We start from the raw sequence: 15,587 nt of genomic DNA, 5'->3' as shown, positions 1-15,587 counted from the left end.
GTAGTCAGGATTAGATATTGACGTTAAGCCCGAAGGAGATGACACGCTGCAGTGGATAGATCTTACCAGGACCCCAGTCACCACCCGTAGCCTCAGGGTCGAAGATCTTAGGCATCTTGGTGAAGGTCACGAGATTGTCCGCTGAAGTGTAGACACGTACGCGGCTCAGACCCCACTTGGTCGTCAGGGAGGTAGGCAGCGTGTAGCCGATCTGGAGGTTCTTGATACGCATGTAGGCAGCGTTCACGATGTAGCGGGACTGCGTCTGCATGTTCTTGCCACCGGCGCTGAAGAGCGGACGGGGCAGATAGGCGTTGAGGTTCGCACCGAGGGGGTCACCCTCTGGGCGGAAGAAGTCCCAGTGCTCCTTGAAGCCCGCTGCCTGCCACTGCCCAGCGCTGGTAGCACCGACCGAGTAAGGCGAAGCGTCGAACCAGTCGCGATGGCCTACGCCCTGCAGGAAGAGGGAGACATCAATACCATTCCACGAGGCGTCGAGGTTGAGACCGAACTTGTAGCGGGGTACGTTGTAGCCCAGGATACCGAGGTCACCATGATTGTCGAGGGTGCTGGCGCCGTCGGAGACCGTCTTGTCGCCGTTGAGGTCCTTGTACATGATGTCCCCAGCCTGCCAGTTGGAGCCCCAGGTGGGCTTATTCTCCTTGAGGTGATCGGTCATCTCCTGATTGCTCTTGGCGATACCGACGGTGGTGTAGCCCCAGATCTCGCCGACACGCTTACCCGAGTACCAGGTGCTGAGGCTACCGGTGGGGTTGTTGTACTCGGTGACGGTCTGGATGTCATCCGAGAGGACGAGACGAGCGCCGTAGTTCACCTTACCGATGTTGTCGCGCCAGCGGAGCTCAGCTTCCCAGCCCTTAGAGACGAGGGTAGCGTTATTGACCTGAGGCAGGCCAGCACCGATGGTGAAGGGCTTGGGCGCAGGAGGACCGACCATGTCGCGCGTGGTGCGGTTGAAGTAGTCGAGCTGTCCCTGCAGTCTGTTGTTGAAGGCGCCGAAGTCCAGCCCGACGTTCCAGGACTCGATGCGCTCCCAGGTCAGTGAGCTGGAGACGAGGCCAGGGGAGTTGGACGTATTCTGTCGCTCGCCGTTGAGGACCCACTGAGAGTTGGCCGTACCGACGGGCTGGGCGAGGAACCAAGGATAGAGGGCCTTCACCTCAGTGTTCCCCAGCGTACCCCAGGAGCCACGGAGCTTGAGCATGGAGACGTGCTGCTTGAGGGGAGCGAAGAAGGCCTCGTTGGCGATGTTCCACCCGAGCGAGAAGGCGGGGAAGGTCGCCCAGCGCTTGTCGCCGATGAAGCGGGAGGAGCCGTTGCGACGGAGGGAGAACTCGAAGAGGTAGCGCTCGTCGTAGGCGTAGTTGAGACGTGCGAAGTACCCCATCGTAGCCCAGTGCGTGTAGCCGCCATAGAGGCTAGGCTTGTCGTTGGTAGCGGTGTTGACGGTCGCTACGTCATTGGTGATGAGGTCGAGCTTGGTACCGCCGAGGTCGCGATACTTATTGATCTCAAGGTCAAGACCAGCTACGACCTTGACGTCGTGCTTGTCGGCGAAGAGGTGACGATACTCCCCGTAGTAGCGGCCGTTGAAGTAGTTCGTCTTGTAGGCGTCCTCATGGACAGAGGTACGACCCGCGTCACCACCCTCGCGGCTGGTGAGGACAGGCTCGCCCTTCTTATCGTGGCTATAGATGGCGCGTACGTCCCAGTGGTTATTGGCCGAGGTGATGTTGTAGTTGTTCTCAGCGCGCAGCATCAGGCCTGCGATGGGTCGCGCCTCGAGGGTGATCTGCTGTGCGGAGTAGTCCTTCTGCGTGCGGTCGATCCCGCTATCCTCCATCTGGATGATCTCATTCCCGGCGACGTAGTGCCCGTTGGGGTCACGTACGGGGTTGGTCGGCCAGCGGCGGGCGATGTTGTGGAAGAAGAGGCCCGTCATGTAGCTGGGGCGGGAGTACTCCTCGCGCGTCCAGCGGTTGGTGTAGCCGAGGGTCAGCCAAGGGAGGATCTTGATGTTCATCTTGGCCGTGAGGTTGTAGCGCTTGAAGAGGTCGGAGCCGTGGCGGATGATCCCCTGCTGATCCAGGACAGCACCGCTGACGTAGTAGTTCACGTTGCCCGAGCCACCCGAGACGGAGAGGTTGTGCTCCTGCGTGGGGGCGTTCTTGCGGTACATCTCGTCGAACCAGTTGGTGTTAGCCCAGGCGTTGGTATAGAGCGCCCAGTTCTGGTCACGATCGTTCCACTCGGTACCGAACTCATCACCCTTCTCGCTGCGGCCAGCCTTGTAGGCCAGGATGCGCTTCATCGCTGCGTCGTTGAAGACGACCCCGTTCCCGGAGTTGGCCCCTGCGGCGTTGAAGTACTTGGCGAACATCTCCGAGTCCATCATCTCAGGGATCTGCGTCGCGGTAGCGAAGCGCACATTACCCGTATAGGATACGCGGGGCTTGCCCTCACGGCCGCTCTTGGTCGTGATGAGGATTACCCCGAAGGCAGCACGCGAGCCGTAGATGGAGCTAGCGGAGGCATCCTTCAGGACAGAGATGTTCTCGATATCGCTGGCCGACAGAGCGTTCATATCACCCTCCGAGCCGTCGATCAGGATGAGCGGGCTAGCGTTGGAGCCCGAGCCAATCGTACCTGTACCACGGATGTCGATGTTCAGCTTGCTGTTCAGCGCACCCCCGCTATTACCTACGGAGAGGTTGAGCCCAGGGATCATCCCCTGCAGTGCCTGACCGACATTCTGCACGGGGCGAGCTGCCAGCGCCTTGGAGTCGAGCTGCGAGACGGCTCCCGTGAGGTTGACACGCTTCTGCGCACCATAGCCGACGACGACGACTTCCTGAGTGATCTTGGCGTCCTCGCTCAGCACGACATCGAGGGTCGTGCGACCTGAGAGGGCTACCTCCTGCGTCTTCATCCCGATGAAGGAGAAGACCAGGGTGGCATTCTTGGCCACTCCCTTGAGGGAGTATTCGCCCTTCATGCCGGTCAGTGCTCCGTTAGACGTGCCCTTGACGCGGACCGAGACCCCAGGCAGGGCCTCCTTCTTGGCATCGGTGACCGTCCCCTTGACGGTGATCCCCTGTGCCCAGGCCAGCGAAGGACTAGCGAGGAGCATCACTAAAGTGGCCAGGACAGCCACTAGTGATCGTACTCGTAAGAGATACTTCATGTTGTAGAGGTGTTAGTGTGGATTGATTGCTTTTAGTGTAGTTGTACGACCGAGGTCTACAGATAGAGAAAGCCGCCTCGTGGGTAGCTATACCGCGGCACTGCCCCTAAGGGCTCCGTGGTACGCCAGCCTCTAGGCGGCACCATTTGTATAATATGGTTAAATCCCGGCATCCTGCTCTGCAAACCTTTTATGCCAAATTTAGACAAATTTGTAGCAATACAAAGCCGCGCCGAAGGATTGGATTTATTAAATTTTGATGATAAGTAAAAACACTTAATATCACACCCTTACCACCCTCCTAGGGAAGTCCCCAAGTAGCCCCCAAAGTCGCGCGCCGTGCCCCAAAGCGCTCAGGAGGCCCCAACGAACCAACTATAAATTTATTCCCAGGCGTACATTATTTAACACATCTATACACTCCCAGCGCCCTCCGAGGCCGCCTCAAGCTCCTCCAGCCCCCCTCTCGAGCTGAGCGGCACGAGGCCGTAAGGAGCGCCGAAAGCTCGCCCGCAGCACAAGCTGCGCGAGCCCTCCCCGAGCCGACAGCTAGCCGCCCCCGCTGCGAGGGATATCCCTCACGGCTCTGACTGCCGTCCGTGGGCGGCGTCACTGCCGTCAGTCAGCTCGCTGAAGGATAACAGTCAGTGTGCCGAGCACGAGACTTCGGAGGATCGCCCCTATAGGGCTCTATACTTCTTTATCCAAATAACCCAGGGTTTGGTCGCCCTTGCAGGGCTACGCACCCTGGGCTTTGAAAAGGGTCGCCCCTATAGGGGCTTAGCTCCATAAGGGGCAAGCAGGCGCACGGGAGGCTAGCGAACAGCGAGATCCGACATGCCAGCAGCGCCCTCCACACCGACTGCCTACAAACGGGCCCGCAAGCCCCAGCGGGGCGATCCGTCCAGAGCCCAGGGTGCGTAGTCCTGGGCTTTGAATAGGGGTGCCCCTATGGGAGCTTAGCTCCATAAGGGGTAAGCAGGCGCACGGGAGGCTAGCGAACAGCGTGCTCCGACATGCCAGCAGCGCCCTCCACACCGACTGTCTACGAACAGGCTCGCAAGCCCTAGCGGGGCAATCCGTCCAGAGCCCAGGGTGCGTAGCCCTGCAAGGGCGACCAAACCCTGGGTCAAGCCCCTCCCAAATCCCCCAAGAGCCCTACAGGGGCGACCCATAAGACGAATAAGCACGCAGACGGTAGGCTGCCTCAGCACCACGAGACTTCGGAGGATCGCCCCTGTAGGGCTCTATACTTCTTTATCCAAATAACCCAGGGTTTGGTCGCCCTTGCAGGGCTACGCACCCTGGGCTTTGAAAAGAGTCGCCCCTATAGGGGCTTAGCCCATAAGGGGCAAGCAGGCGCACGGGAGGCTAGCGAACAGCGAGGCGGAGTATAGCGAGGCGGAGTATACCGTACGCGCGGGCGCGGCAGCTCAGCCCATAAAAGAAGCCCTGCGGAGCGGAGGCTGCTGGAGCAGCTCCGCCCCGCAGGGCTCTTTGTTTAGTCGCTCGGGAGGCTAGGCCTTTGCCTGATGCGCGAGGCACCAGTCGTAGGCGTTGCGGAAGGCCTGCATCCAGGGCGTCACCTCATGGCTAGCACGCTCGCCCTCGGGGTAGTAGCCGCACTGCCAGGGGAAGATCGCTCGCTCGGGGTGCGGCATCAGCGCTAGATGACGGCCGTCGGCGCTGCACAGCCCCGCGATCCCCTCGGGCGAGCCGTTGGGGTTGGCAGGGTAGCCCTCGTAGGCATAGCGGGCGATGACGTGGTAGCGGTCACTGCTGTAGGGCAGGTCGAACTTACCCTCCCCGTGCGCCAGCCATACGCCGAGCTCGCTGCCAGCGAGATTGCCCAGCATCACAGAGTGGTTCTCGGGGATGGTGAGGCTGACGAAGGCGCTCTCGAACTTGTGCGAGTCGTTGTGCTCCATCTTGTGCTTCAGCTCGTGCTCGGGGTAGAGCAGCTCCAGCTCGGCCATCAGCTGACAGCCGTTGCAGATCCCGAGGCTGAGCGTATCGGGACGCGCATAGAAGCGGTCCAGCGTAGCCTTGGCGCGCTCATTGAAGAGGATACCCGCAGCCCAGCCCTTGGCCGAGCCCAGCACGTCGGAGTTGGAGAAGCCCCCGCAGAAGACGATGAGCTGCACCTCCTCGAGCGTCTCACGGCCCGAGATGAGATCCGTCAGATGCACGTCCTTGACGTCGAAGCCTGCCAGCCAGAGGGCATAGGCCATCTCGCGCTCGCCGTTCGTCCCCTTGTCGCGCAGGATCGCGGCGCGCACGGGTGCCTTCGCACTGCGGTCGGGATCGAGGCCGAGGCTCGCGAGCTTACCGTCGAAGCCCTCGGGGAAGCGGAAGCGCAGCGGCTGCTCCTTGTAGTGCTCGAAGCGCTGGCAAGCCAGCTCCTCGCCACTCTGATGCTGATCCATGAGGTAGGAGGAGCGGTACCACAGCTCACGCTTCTGGTCGATATCCAGCTCGAGCCTGCGGCCGCCCTGATGCAGCGCGAGCGTGCGGCTGCCGAGGACAGGTGTAGCTAGGCGCACGAAGCCGAGGCTGGCATCACGCAGCAGCGCCTCCAGCTGCTCGGGGTCGCTGGTCTGCACGAGCACCCCAGGGTTCTCGGCGAAGAGGAGCTTGACCCAGTCGCTCTCGGGGAAGGCCGAGAGGTCGACGGAGAGCCCGCCCTCAGTGTGGCTGAAGCAGAGCTCCAGCAGCGCCGTGATGAGCCCACCGCCCGAGATGTCGTGCCCCGCCACGAGGATGCCGCGGCGGAGGGCCTCCTGCACAGCGGCGAAGGCCTCGCGGAAGTACTCGGGCTCGGCGATGTAGGGCGTCTCGTCCCCCAGCTGCCCGAGGGCCTGCGCCAGGGCAGAGCCGCCCAGCGCCAGCGGAGCGAAGCTAAAGTCGATATGGTAGACGGGATACTTGGGATCGAGGCGCAGCACGGGCGAGAGGATCTTCTTGACGTCCGAGACCTCAGCCATCGCGCTGATGATGACCGTGCCGGGGCTGAGCACCTTGGAGCCGTCGGGGTACTTCTGCGTCATGGACAGCGAGTCCTTACCCGTGGGGATGTTGATGCCGAGCGAGATCGCCAGATCCGAAGCCGCCTCTACAGCGTCGTAGAGACGAGCGTCCTCGCCCGCATTGCGGCAGGGCCACATCCAGTTGGCACTCAGCGAGACGCCCTCCAGCCCGTAGGTCAGGGGGGCGAAGACGATATTAGTCAGCGCCTCGGCGATCGCCAGCTGCGAGCCTGCTACGGGGTCGACCAGCGCGGCGGCTGGGGCGTGCCCGATGGAGGTCGCCATACCCGAGCGGCCGCGGAAGTCCACTGCCATAGCGCCGCAGTCACTCAGCGGCAGCTGCAGCGGGCCCTGACACTGCTGGCGCGCCACGCGCCCCGTGACGGAGCGGTCGACCTTATTGGTCAGCCAGTCCTTACAGGCCACGCCCTCCTGCTGCAGCACGGCATCGAGGTACTGCTCCAGCTGGTTGGGCTCGTAGCGGAGCGCGGGCTGCTCCTGGGGTTGACGGCTATCACGCATATAGGTCTTCGGCGCCGAGCCGAACATATCTGAGAGCGCCAGGTCGATGGGACGCTCGCCGCGACCGTTCTCGAAGGTCAGGTGCATGTCGTCCGTCGTCTCCCCGACGACGTACATAGGCGCGCGCTCACGCTCGGCGATGCGGGCGATGCGCTCCAGCGCCTCCTTCTCCACCAGCAGCCCCATACGCTCCTGGCTCTCGTTGCCGATGATCTCCTTGTCGGAGAGCGTCTCGTCGCCGACGGGGAAGCGCGTGAGGTCGAAGTGCCCGCCCGTCGTCTCGACGAGCTCGGAGAGGCAGTTGAGGTGCCCACCCGCGCCGTGGTCGTGGATGGAGATGATGGGATTGTCCTCGCCCTCGGAGAGGGTGCGGATGACGTTCTGGACGCGCTTCTGCATCTCGGGATTGGAGCGCTGGACAGCGTTGAGCTCGATGGCACCCGCGTACTGCCCCGTATTGACCGAGCTGACGGCGCCACCGCCCATACCGATGCGGTAGTTGTCCCCGCCAAGGAGGACGACCTGCTCCCCAGGCTTGGGCGTGCCCTTCTGCGCATCGCTGCGGCGGGCATAGCCGACGCCCCCAGCGAGCATGATGACCTTGTCAAAGCCATAGCGTGCCTGGGGCGTGTCCTGCTCGAAGGTCAGGACCGAGCCACAGATCAGCGGCTGGCCGAACTTATTCCCGAAGTCGCTCGCCCCATTGGAGGCCTTCGTGAGGATCTGCTGCGGCGTCTGGTAGAGCCAGGGGCGCGCCTCGGTATGCTGCTCCCAGCTACGCCCTGCCTCACTGCGGGGGTAGCTGGTCATATAGACGGCCGTACCCGCCAGGGGCACACTCGCACGGCCGCCCGCCATACGGTCGCGGATCTCGCCGCCCGTACCGGTGGCTGCGCCGTTGAAGGGCTCGACAGTGGTGGGGAAGTTGTGCGTCTCGGCCTTGAGGCTCAGCACGCTGTCGATAGACTTACGGACGAAGTAGTCGGGCTTATCCCCAGAGGCGGGGGCAAACTGCTCCAGCGCCTGTGGTCCGTCGATGAAGGCGACATTGTCCTTGTAGGCAGAGACTAGGTGGTTAGGGTTGGCAGCACTGGTGTCCTTGATCATGGAGAAGAGCGAGCGCTCCTGCTCCTCACCATCGAGGACGAAGGTACCGCCGAAGATCTTGTGACGGCAGTGCTCACTATTGACCTGCGAGAAGCCGAAGAGCTCGCTATCGGTGAGCGGACGCCCTAGGCGCTGCGCCAGCTCCTCGAGGTAGACGATCTCGTCCTCGCTCAGGGCGAGGCCCTCAGCCTCATTGTAGGCACGGATATCCGTAACGGAGGCGATGGGCGCCGCGCTGAAATCCGTGACGAAGACCGACTGATCTAGCCCCTCATAGCGGTGCTGCAGCATGGGGTCGTAGGCGGCGTCCGCCGTGGCGACCTCCGTAAACTCCTCGATGCGCTTCACGCCGGGGATGTTCATATTGCGGACGATCTCCACGGCATTGGTGCTCCAGGGGGTCACCAGCTCGCGGCGCGTACCGACGAAGTGTCCTTTGAGCTCGCGCTCGGCCAGAGGCTCGGCCCCTGCGAAGAGCCATATCAGACGATCAAGGGAGGTGGGATCTAGTGCCTCCTGGCTCTCTACCACGTAGAGGGTAGCGCGCTGAGGCTGGCGAAAGAAGGTAATCATTCGGTAGGTCTTATCCTAGTCTAGTATAGTGAACAGACGTGCGGTGAGCGCCTGTAAAGGCGCCACTTAGCACCACAAAGATACGCAAAAGGCTCGGAGGCCGCACCGCACCACGCTGCCCGAGGCGCTAGCCCCGTGTATTCCGCGTCTGCCGCCCCCCTACTCCGCCCCATCCTATCCGAAGAACTCTACCCGAGGCAGCCTGCTGGGCTACGCCCGACGCTGCCGACCTTCCTCACGTCTCCTAAAGACGCTGCCCAGCCTCTAGAGCCGAGCAAGAGCGCTAGGCTGGGACAGCACGGACGCTTCAAGGCCAGTCCTATTCGGGGGCTTGGCCCATCGAGACGAAGCCTGAGACACGTAGCAAACGAGGGAGGTGAGCTAAGAGAGGCCCTATATATATGTAGCGTGGAAAAGAGAGGGAAAAGCGGAGGGCAAAGCTGAGAAGCTAGAGAAGGCTGGGCTGACGGCTGAGCTTAGCGACGGCAGACACCGCAGCTATTCCCTGGCAGAGAGCAGTGGCGGCAGTAGCGGCAGTTCTTGCACACACGGCAGGACTTGCTACCCGTACAGCCGCGACGCTCCAGCGTCTGGGCGTAGACATAATAGCAGCTCGCTCCCGCCCCCACGAGGAGGACAAGCGAGAGGAGCGCATAGAGGAAACGCTTCTTGATAAGCATAGGAAGGAGGGAAAAAGGAAGCGCCCCTCACCCTGCCGTACGGCGGAGTGAGGGGCGCTATCATTGGGGATAAGGCACTATTACCAGCTAGCCTTCTTCACACCAGGGATGAGACCGGCAGAAGCCATCTCACGGAACTGGATACGAGAGATACCGAACTGGCGCATGTAGCCCTTAGGACGACCCGTCATGCTGCAGCGGTTGTGCAGACGTACGGGCGAAGCATTCTTAGGCAGAGCCTGAAGCGCTTCGTAGTTACCTTCGGCCTTGAGCTGAGCACGCTTGGCAGCATACTTAGCGACGAGCTTCGCACGCTTTACCTCGCGTGCCTTCATTGATTCCTTTGCCATAGTATATTAGTTGCCTTTCTTAGCGTTCTTGAATGGGAGGCCGAACTCCTTGAGCAGCGCATAGCCTTCTTCGTCCGTCTGAGCGGAGGTCACGAAGGTGATGTTCATACCCAGGATCTTCGTGATGCCATCGAGGTTGATCTCGGGGAAGATGATCTGCTCGCTGATACCGAGGGTATAGTTACCACGGCCGTCGAACTTGCTTTCGATCCCCTTGAAGTCACGGATACGAGGCAGGGCGATGCGGATGAGGCGCTCGAGGAACTCGTACATCTGCTCGCGGCGGAGCGTCACCATGACACCGATAGGCATCTTCTTACGGAGCTTGAAGTTGGAGATATCCTTCTTCGAGACCGTAGCGACAGCCTTCTGACCGGTGATGGCGGAGAGCTCAGCGATAGCTACGTCGATGATCTTCTTATCAGCGGTAGCGATACCAAGCCCCTGGTTGATGACGATCTTCTTGAGGACGGGCACCTGCATGCGGGACTGGTAGCCGAACTGCTCGATCAGGGCAGGAACGATGCGTTCCTTGTATTCGTTCTTAAGACTTGCAGTGTTGCTCATTACTTGATCTCCTCTCCTGACTTTTTGGAATAACGTACGAGCTTCCCTTCGTCATTGAGGCGACGACCTACACGCGTAGCCTTACCCGTCTTAGGATCTAGGACGTTGAGCTTAGCGATGTGGATAGGAGCTTCCTTCTTCTCGATACCCCCCTGAGGGTTCTTTGCGCTGGGCTTAGCGTGCTTAGCGACGATGGCGATACCCTCGACGATAGCGCGCTGCTTGTCGACGAGGACCTCGAGGACGCGGCCCTTCTTGCCCTTGTCAGCACCACTGAGGACGACGACCTGGTCGCCCTTCTTGATATGTAACTTACTCATTTCTTCTTCGTCTTTAGGATTAGAGGACTTCAGGCGCGAGAGAAACGATCTTCATATTCGTGGCGCGCAGCTCACGAGCTACAGGACCGAAGATACGGCTACCACGCATTTCGCCAGCGGCGTTCAGGAGGACGCAAGCGTTGTCATCGAAGCGGATGTAGGAGCCGTCGGGACGACGTACTTCCTTCTTCGTGCGGACGATGACAGCCTTAGAGACGACACCCTTCTTCAGATCCGAGGAGGGGATGACGCTCTTGACGGCTACTACGATGATATCACCGACAGAGGCATAGCGGCGACGCGTACCTCCGAGGACGCGGATGCAGAGGGCTTCCTTAGCACCGCTGTTGTCAGCTACTACGAGTCTTGATTCTTGCTGGATCATATACTACTTAGCTCTTTCGATAATATTGACTAATCTCCATCTCTTGGTACGGCTCAAAGGGCGAGTCTCCATGATACGGACAGTATCACCGATGTTGCACTCGTTCTTCTCGTCGTGAGCATGGTACTTCTTCGTCTTGTTGACGAACTTACCATAGATAGGGTGCTTCTCCTTCCACTTGACCGCGACCGTGATGGTCTTGTCCATCTTATTGGAAGAAACAACGCCTACACGTTCTTTTCTTAATCTTCTCTGTTCCATCGGGAGGACACATTAATTATTGTTGAGTTCACGCTCACGAAGAACGGTCTTCATCTGAGCGATCGTACGACGCATACGGCGGATCTCAGCTGGGCTATCAGCTGGCGTGACCGCGTGGTCGATGCGCTTCTTGTTGTAAGCTGCTTCCTCAGCTACCACACGCTCCTGTAGCTCGGGCGTGGTGAGCGCCTTGATCTCTGCTAACTTCATCTCTTCTATTACAGGTTGGTGTTGGACATATCGTAGTCACGACGGACGACGAACTTGGTAGTTACGGGGAGCTTCTGAGCGGCTAGGCGAAGTGCTTCCTTAGCGATCTCGAAGGATACACCCTCGATCTCGAAGAGCATACGACCTGGAGTAACGTTGGCGACGAAGCCCTCGGGCGAACCCTTACCCTTACCCATTCGGACGTCGGCAGGCTTCTTGGTGATGGGCTTATCTGGGAAGATGCGTACCCATACCTGACCCTGACGCTGCATGTAGCGCGTCACCGCGATACGAGCAGCCTCGATCTGGCGGCCAGTGATCCAGCGTGTGCCGAGGGACTTGATCCCGAAAGAACCGAAGGCGAGCTGATTGCCACGCTGAGCGTTGCCCTTAGCACGACCCTTTTGGACTCTTCTAAACTTGGTTTTCTTAGGTTGTAACATTGCTGTCTTCTGTTCTTATACGTTAGCGATTGCCCCCGCGACGACCGTCACGACGGTCACGGCGACCACCGTCACGGCGCTCACGGCCGTCACGACGACCTGCCTGGCCGGGCTGGGGGTTGGTGAACGAAGGAGCGAGATCACGCTTGCCGTAGACTTCGCCCTTGCAGATCCACACCTTGATACCGAGGATACCGACCTTCGTCAGAGCTTCAGCCTGAGCGTAGTCGATGTCGGCACGGAGCGTGTGCAGAGGAGTACGTCCCTCCTTGTACATCTCGGAGCGAGCGATTTCAGCACCATTCAGACGACCAGAGATCTGTATCTTGATCCCTTCTGCGCCACCACGCATAGCAGCGCCGATGGCGCCCTTGACTGCACGGCGGTACGCGATCTTCCCCTCGAGCTGGCGAGCGATGTTATCAGCAACGATCGCAGCGTCGATATCTGGACGACGTACTTCAAAGATGTTGATCTGAACATCCTTGTTGGTGATCTTCTTCAGCTCTTCCTTGAGCGTATCTACATCCTGTCCACCCTTACCGATGACGACACCAGGACGTGCCGTGCAGATGGTGATGGTGACGTGCTTGAGGGCACGCTCGATAACGATACGAGAGACACTTGCCTTAGCCAGACGGACGCTCAGGTAGCGACGCAGACGGCTATCTTCGAGAAGCTTCTCACCGTACTTACGACCGCCATACCAGTTGGAATCCCATCCACGGATGTATCCCAAACGACTGCTAATAGGATTAATCTTTTGTCCCATCTGGTTTAGTTCTCTTTATTGGTTATTGAATCGACAAAGATCGTGACGTGGTTCGAACGCTTGCGGATGCGATACCCACGACCCTGAGGGGCGGGGCGCATACGCTTGAGCGTAGCTGCTCCGTCGACGAAGATGCGCGAGATGTAGAGCTCGCCATCCTCGGCCTTGCGTCCGTTCTTCTCTTCCCAGTTAGCGATAGCCGAGCGGAGGAGCTTCTCCACGCGTGCTGCAGCTTCCTTGTTAGAGAACTTGAGTACCCCGAGGGCACGACCTACTTCCATACCGCGCACCAGGTCAGCCACCAGACGCATCTTGCGAGGCGAGGTGGGGACGTTGCGCAGGGAAGCGAAGTACGTGGACTTCAGGGCTTCCTTTCTTCCTTCGGCTGATATTTTCTTTCTTGCACCCATTTCTTTAATCTTACTTAGTTCAGAGGTCTGAAGTGTGAATTACTTCCAGCCGAATTACTTCTTCTTGTTGCCACCATGACCACGGAAGGTACGCGTGGGGGAGAATTCCCCTAGCTTGTGACCGACCATGTTCTCCGTGATGAACACGGGGATGAACTTGTTCCCGTTGTGTACGGCAATCGTATGACCGACGAAGTCAGGGCTGATCATCGAGGCGCGAGCCCAAGTCTTGATGACGACCTTCTTGCCAGATTCATTCATCGCCAAGACCTTCTTCTCGAGCTTCAGGTTGATATATGGACCTTTCTTTAGTGAACGACTCATAGTTCTTTTGCTTTAATCAGATTACTTCTTACGTCTCTCGATGATGTACTTCGACGAGTGCTTCTTAGGAGCACGCGTCTTGAGACCCTTAGCGTAGAGACCCTTACGAGAGCGTGGGTGACCACCGCTTGCGCGACCTTCACCACCACCCATTGGGTGATCAACAGGGTTCATGACGACACCACGGTTGTGAGGACGGCGACCGAGCCAGCGGCTGCGACCAGCCTTACCGGAGCGCTCCAGCGCGTGGTCGGAGTTACCTACGGCACCGATGGTAGCCTTACATGCGGAGAGGATGCGACGGGTTTCACCCGAAGGCATCTTGATGACCGCATAAAGACCTTCACGAGAGGTAAGCTGAGCGAAGACACCCGCAGAGCGGACCATCTTGGCTCCCTGACCTGGACGAAGCTCGATGTTGTGGATGATCGTACCCACAGGGATGTTAGCCAGTGGCAGGCTATTCCCTACTTCGGGAGCAGCTTCAGCACCCGACATCACTGTCTGACCTACCTGCAGGCCGTTGGGAGCGAGGATATAGGCCTTCGCACCGTCGGCGTAGTACAGCAGAGCGATACGAGCCGTACGATTGGGGTCGTACTCGATGCTCTTGACCGTAGCAGGGATACCGTCCTTGTTTCTCTTGAAGTCGATGAGACGCAGCTTCTGCTTGTGACCACCACCGATGTAGCGCATGGTCATCTTACCGGTGTTGTTACGACCACCGGACTTTCTCTTACCTACGACAAGAGACTTCTCTGGTGCGCTGGCAGTGATGTTATCGAACGCACCAATAACCTTATGTCTTTGCCCCGGGCTAGTGGGCTTCAGTTTACGTATTGCCATTATTTACTTAGATATTAGCGTAAAAGTCAATGGTCTGACCATCCTGGAGGGTAACGACCGCCTTCTTAAACGCAGCGAACTTGCCGCGTATGAGTCCACTCTTCGTATAGCGAGCCTTACGCTTGCCGCTATAGTTTACGGTGTTTACACTCTCGACCTTTACATTATACAGAGCCTCGACAGCCTTCTTGATCTCGATCTTGTTGGCATCGGGAGAGACGCGGAAGACGTAGCGTTCAGCCTTCTTCTCCGTCAGGGCAGTAGTCTTCTCCGTGATTACGGGCTTGATGATGATTCCCATTCTTCGTATCTCCTTTATTATGCCTTAAACTGTTCGTTGATCACAGCTACAGCCGCTTCACTCAGGACGAGCTTCTTGCAGTCGAGCACCGAATAGGTGTTCAGCTGGAAGGCGTTCATCACGCGAGCCGTACGGATGTTGCGCGAAGAGAGGACGAGGTTGTCCGTGAGGGCTTCTACTACGAAGAGCGCCTTCTGACCTTCGACCTTCAGAGCCTTCGTGAGGGCGATGAAGTCCTTAGTCTTGGGGGCAGCGAAGTCGTAGTTCTCCACCACGATGATCTCCTGCTTCTGAGCCTTGTAGGTCAGCGCGGAGCGACGAGCCAGCGCCTTGAGCTTCTTGTTGAGCTTGAAGCTGTAGTCGCGGGGCGTGGGGCCGAAGACACGACCACCACCGACGAGCACGGGCGAGTTGATATCCCCACGGCGAGCACCGCCACCGCCCTTCTGGCGGATGAGCTTGCGCGTACTACCGGAGATCTCGCTACGCTCCTTAGACTTGTGCGTACCCTGACGCTGGTTGGCCAAGTATTGCTTTACGTCCAAGTAGATGGCGTGGTCGTTTGGCTTCTCGATGGCGAAGATCGCGTCATCGAGGACGATCTTGCGACCGGTATCTTCTCCCTTGATATTATATATGCTCAGTTCCATTTACTTTTCGATTGCAACGATTGAACCTTTAGCACCAGGCACGCTCCCCTTGACGAGCAGGAGGTTGTGCTCGGGCATTACCTTGATCACTTCGAGGTTCTGAACGGTCACGCGCTCAGCTCCCATCTGGCCCGCCATGCGCGTCCCCTTGAAGACCTTCGCAGGGTAGGAGCACGCACCGACCGAACCGGGAGCACGGAGGCGATTGTGCTGACCGTGGGTCGTCTGACCGACACCGCCGAAGCCGTGACGCTTGACTACACCCTGGAAACCCTTACCCTTCGACGTACCGACGACGTCTACGAAGACCGTGTCAGCGAAGAAGTTGACGTCGATCACATCTCCCAGATTGTACTGAGAGCAGTCGAAACCCTTGAACTCGGCCAAGTGGCGCTTGGGAGCGACGCCGGCCTTCTGGAAGTGGCCTTGAAGGGGCTTGGACGTGTGCTTTTCCTTAGCATCCACGAAGCCCAGCTGAAGAGCTTCGTAGCCGTCCTTTTCCAGAGACTTGATCTGCGTCACTACGCAAGGTCCTACTTCAATAACAGTGCATGGGACGTTCTTCCCCTCGGCACTGAAAACGGATGTCATTCCGATTTTCTTTCCTAATAAACCTGGCATTTCAGTTTCTTATT

At 59.0% G+C, this 15,587-nt stretch carries 17 protein-coding genes; all 17 read right to left on the bottom strand.

What is annotated here, in order from left to right; all coding sequences use genetic code 11:
• Positions 1 to 10: 10 nt before the first annotated feature.
• The 17 genes from Q0248_RS00375 to rplC all read right to left on the bottom strand — a co-directional run bounded on the left by Q0248_RS00375 (position 11) and on the right by rplC (position 15,573).
• Positions 11 to 3,205, bottom strand: coding sequence for a TonB-dependent receptor (locus tag Q0248_RS00375; protein WP_299318445.1), 3,195 nt, complete (start codon positions 3,203 to 3,205; stop codon positions 11 to 13).
• Between the two features lie 1,517 nt (positions 3,206 to 4,722).
• Positions 4,723 to 8,433: a phosphoribosylformylglycinamidine synthase gene (purL, locus tag Q0248_RS00370; RefSeq protein ID WP_299318442.1), complete on the bottom strand. Its 3,711-nt coding sequence runs from the start codon at positions 8,431 to 8,433 to the stop codon at positions 4,723 to 4,725.
• Between the two features lie 476 nt (positions 8,434 to 8,909).
• Positions 8,910 to 9,113 (bottom strand): hypothetical protein, encoded by a 204-nt coding sequence (locus Q0248_RS00365; RefSeq protein WP_299318440.1) that lies wholly within the window; start codon positions 9,111 to 9,113, stop codon positions 8,910 to 8,912.
• An 80-nt stretch (positions 9,114 to 9,193) separates the two neighbouring features.
• Positions 9,194 to 9,463, bottom strand: a complete 270-nt coding sequence (rpsN, locus tag Q0248_RS00360; protein ID WP_021667372.1) for a 30S ribosomal protein S14 — start codon at positions 9,461 to 9,463, stop codon at positions 9,194 to 9,196.
• A 6-nt stretch (positions 9,464 to 9,469) separates the two neighbouring features.
• Positions 9,470 to 10,030 (bottom strand): 50S ribosomal protein L5, encoded by a 561-nt coding sequence (gene rplE, locus Q0248_RS00355; protein WP_299318437.1) that lies wholly within the window; start codon positions 10,028 to 10,030, stop codon positions 9,470 to 9,472.
• The gene (rplX, locus tag Q0248_RS00350; RefSeq protein WP_211788478.1) at positions 10,030 to 10,350 is read right to left on the bottom strand and encodes a 50S ribosomal protein L24; all 321 of its coding nucleotides are present in this window, start codon (positions 10,348 to 10,350) and stop codon (positions 10,030 to 10,032) included. The genes rplE and rplX overlap by 1 nt, the downstream gene beginning before the upstream one ends.
• Positions 10,351 to 10,369: 19 nt before the next feature.
• A complete protein-coding gene (rplN, locus tag Q0248_RS00345; RefSeq protein WP_299318434.1) occupies positions 10,370 to 10,735 on the bottom strand; it encodes a 50S ribosomal protein L14 in 366 nt (121 codons plus the stop codon).
• A 3-nt stretch (positions 10,736 to 10,738) separates the two neighbouring features.
• Positions 10,739 to 10,996 (bottom strand): 30S ribosomal protein S17, encoded by a 258-nt coding sequence (rpsQ, locus tag Q0248_RS00340; RefSeq protein WP_044114910.1) that lies wholly within the window; start codon positions 10,994 to 10,996, stop codon positions 10,739 to 10,741.
• Positions 10,997 to 11,008: 12 nt separating this feature from the next.
• Positions 11,009 to 11,206: a 50S ribosomal protein L29 gene (gene rpmC, locus Q0248_RS00335; protein ID WP_211788480.1), complete on the bottom strand. Its 198-nt coding sequence runs from the start codon at positions 11,204 to 11,206 to the stop codon at positions 11,009 to 11,011.
• Between the two features lie 8 nt (positions 11,207 to 11,214).
• Positions 11,215 to 11,649, bottom strand: a complete 435-nt coding sequence (gene rplP, locus Q0248_RS00330; RefSeq protein ID WP_009432248.1) for a 50S ribosomal protein L16 — start codon at positions 11,647 to 11,649, stop codon at positions 11,215 to 11,217.
• Positions 11,650 to 11,671: 22 nt separating this feature from the next.
• Positions 11,672 to 12,421 carry a 30S ribosomal protein S3 gene (rpsC, locus tag Q0248_RS00325; protein ID WP_299318432.1) on the bottom strand — a complete coding sequence of 250 codons (750 nt, stop codon included), beginning with the start codon at positions 12,419 to 12,421 and terminating at the stop codon, positions 11,672 to 11,674.
• A 5-nt stretch (positions 12,422 to 12,426) separates the two neighbouring features.
• Positions 12,427 to 12,831 (bottom strand): 50S ribosomal protein L22, encoded by a 405-nt coding sequence (gene rplV / locus Q0248_RS00320; RefSeq protein ID WP_299318430.1) that lies wholly within the window; start codon positions 12,829 to 12,831, stop codon positions 12,427 to 12,429.
• Between the two features lie 54 nt (positions 12,832 to 12,885).
• Positions 12,886 to 13,155, bottom strand: a complete 270-nt coding sequence (rpsS, locus tag Q0248_RS00315) for a 30S ribosomal protein S19 (RefSeq protein WP_009432244.1) — start codon at positions 13,153 to 13,155, stop codon at positions 12,886 to 12,888.
• 21 nt (positions 13,156 to 13,176) lie between these two features.
• On the bottom strand, positions 13,177 to 14,001 hold the full coding sequence (gene rplB, locus Q0248_RS00310) for a 50S ribosomal protein L2 (protein WP_211788483.1): 825 nt from the start codon (positions 13,999 to 14,001) through the stop codon (positions 13,177 to 13,179).
• A gap of 7 nt (positions 14,002 to 14,008) precedes the next feature.
• A complete protein-coding gene (gene rplW / locus Q0248_RS00305) occupies positions 14,009 to 14,302 on the bottom strand; it encodes a 50S ribosomal protein L23 (RefSeq protein ID WP_211788484.1) in 294 nt (97 codons plus the stop codon).
• Between the two features lie 17 nt (positions 14,303 to 14,319).
• The gene (gene rplD / locus Q0248_RS00300) at positions 14,320 to 14,952 is read right to left on the bottom strand and encodes a 50S ribosomal protein L4 (protein WP_299318426.1); all 633 of its coding nucleotides are present in this window, start codon (positions 14,950 to 14,952) and stop codon (positions 14,320 to 14,322) included.
• Complete coding sequence (gene rplC / locus Q0248_RS00295) at positions 14,953 to 15,573, bottom strand: 50S ribosomal protein L3 (protein WP_299318424.1); 621 nt, start codon at positions 15,571 to 15,573, stop codon at positions 14,953 to 14,955.
• Positions 15,574 to 15,587: the final 14 nt, after the last annotated feature.

Source organism: uncultured Porphyromonas sp. (assembly GCF_938046015.1).
Lineage (GTDB): Bacteria > Bacteroidota > Bacteroidia > Bacteroidales > Porphyromonadaceae > Porphyromonas.
The sequence above is the reverse complement of the archived record's forward strand: the minus strand, read 5'-3'. Positions and strand labels throughout refer to the sequence as shown.

Excerpts from the sequence above, each read along its gene's own strand:
- rpsS (WP_009432244.1), bottom strand. The coding sequence starts at position 13,155 with ATGAGTCGTTCACTAAAGAAAGGTCCATATATCAACCTGAAGCTCGAG.
- rplP (WP_009432248.1), bottom strand. The coding sequence starts at position 11,649 with ATGTTACAACCTAAGAAAACCAAGTTTAGAAGAGTCCAAAAGGGTCGT.
- rpsN (WP_021667372.1), bottom strand. The coding sequence starts at position 9,463 with ATGGCAAAGGAATCAATGAAGGCACGCGAGGTAAAGCGTGCGAAGCTC.
- rpsC (WP_299318432.1), bottom strand. The coding sequence starts at position 12,421 with ATGGGACAAAAGATTAATCCTATTAGCAGTCGTTTGGGATACATCCGT.
- rplD (WP_299318426.1), bottom strand. The coding sequence starts at position 14,952 with ATGGAACTGAGCATATATAATATCAAGGGAGAAGATACCGGTCGCAAG.
- rplN (WP_299318434.1), bottom strand. The coding sequence starts at position 10,735 with ATGATCCAGCAAGAATCAAGACTCGTAGTAGCTGACAACAGCGGTGCT.
- rplC (WP_299318424.1), bottom strand. The coding sequence starts at position 15,573 with ATGCCAGGTTTATTAGGAAAGAAAATCGGAATGACATCCGTTTTCAGT.
- rplW (WP_211788484.1), bottom strand. The coding sequence starts at position 14,302 with ATGGGAATCATCATCAAGCCCGTAATCACGGAGAAGACTACTGCCCTG.
- Q0248_RS00375 (WP_299318445.1), bottom strand. The coding sequence starts at position 3,205 with ATGAAGTATCTCTTACGAGTACGATCACTAGTGGCTGTCCTGGCCACT.
- rplV (WP_299318430.1), bottom strand. The coding sequence starts at position 12,831 with ATGGGTGCAAGAAAGAAAATATCAGCCGAAGGAAGAAAGGAAGCCCTG.
- rpmC (WP_211788480.1), bottom strand. The coding sequence starts at position 11,206 with ATGAAGTTAGCAGAGATCAAGGCGCTCACCACGCCCGAGCTACAGGAG.
- rplE (WP_299318437.1), bottom strand. The coding sequence starts at position 10,030 with ATGAGCAACACTGCAAGTCTTAAGAACGAATACAAGGAACGCATCGTT.
- rplB (WP_211788483.1), bottom strand. The coding sequence starts at position 14,001 with ATGGCAATACGTAAACTGAAGCCCACTAGCCCGGGGCAAAGACATAAG.
- Q0248_RS00365 (WP_299318440.1), bottom strand. The coding sequence starts at position 9,113 with ATGCTTATCAAGAAGCGTTTCCTCTATGCGCTCCTCTCGCTTGTCCTC.
- rplX (WP_211788478.1), bottom strand. The coding sequence starts at position 10,350 with ATGAGTAAGTTACATATCAAGAAGGGCGACCAGGTCGTCGTCCTCAGT.
- purL (WP_299318442.1), bottom strand. The coding sequence starts at position 8,433 with ATGATTACCTTCTTTCGCCAGCCTCAGCGCGCTACCCTCTACGTGGTA.
- rpsQ (WP_044114910.1), bottom strand. The coding sequence starts at position 10,996 with ATGGAACAGAGAAGATTAAGAAAAGAACGTGTAGGCGTTGTTTCTTCC.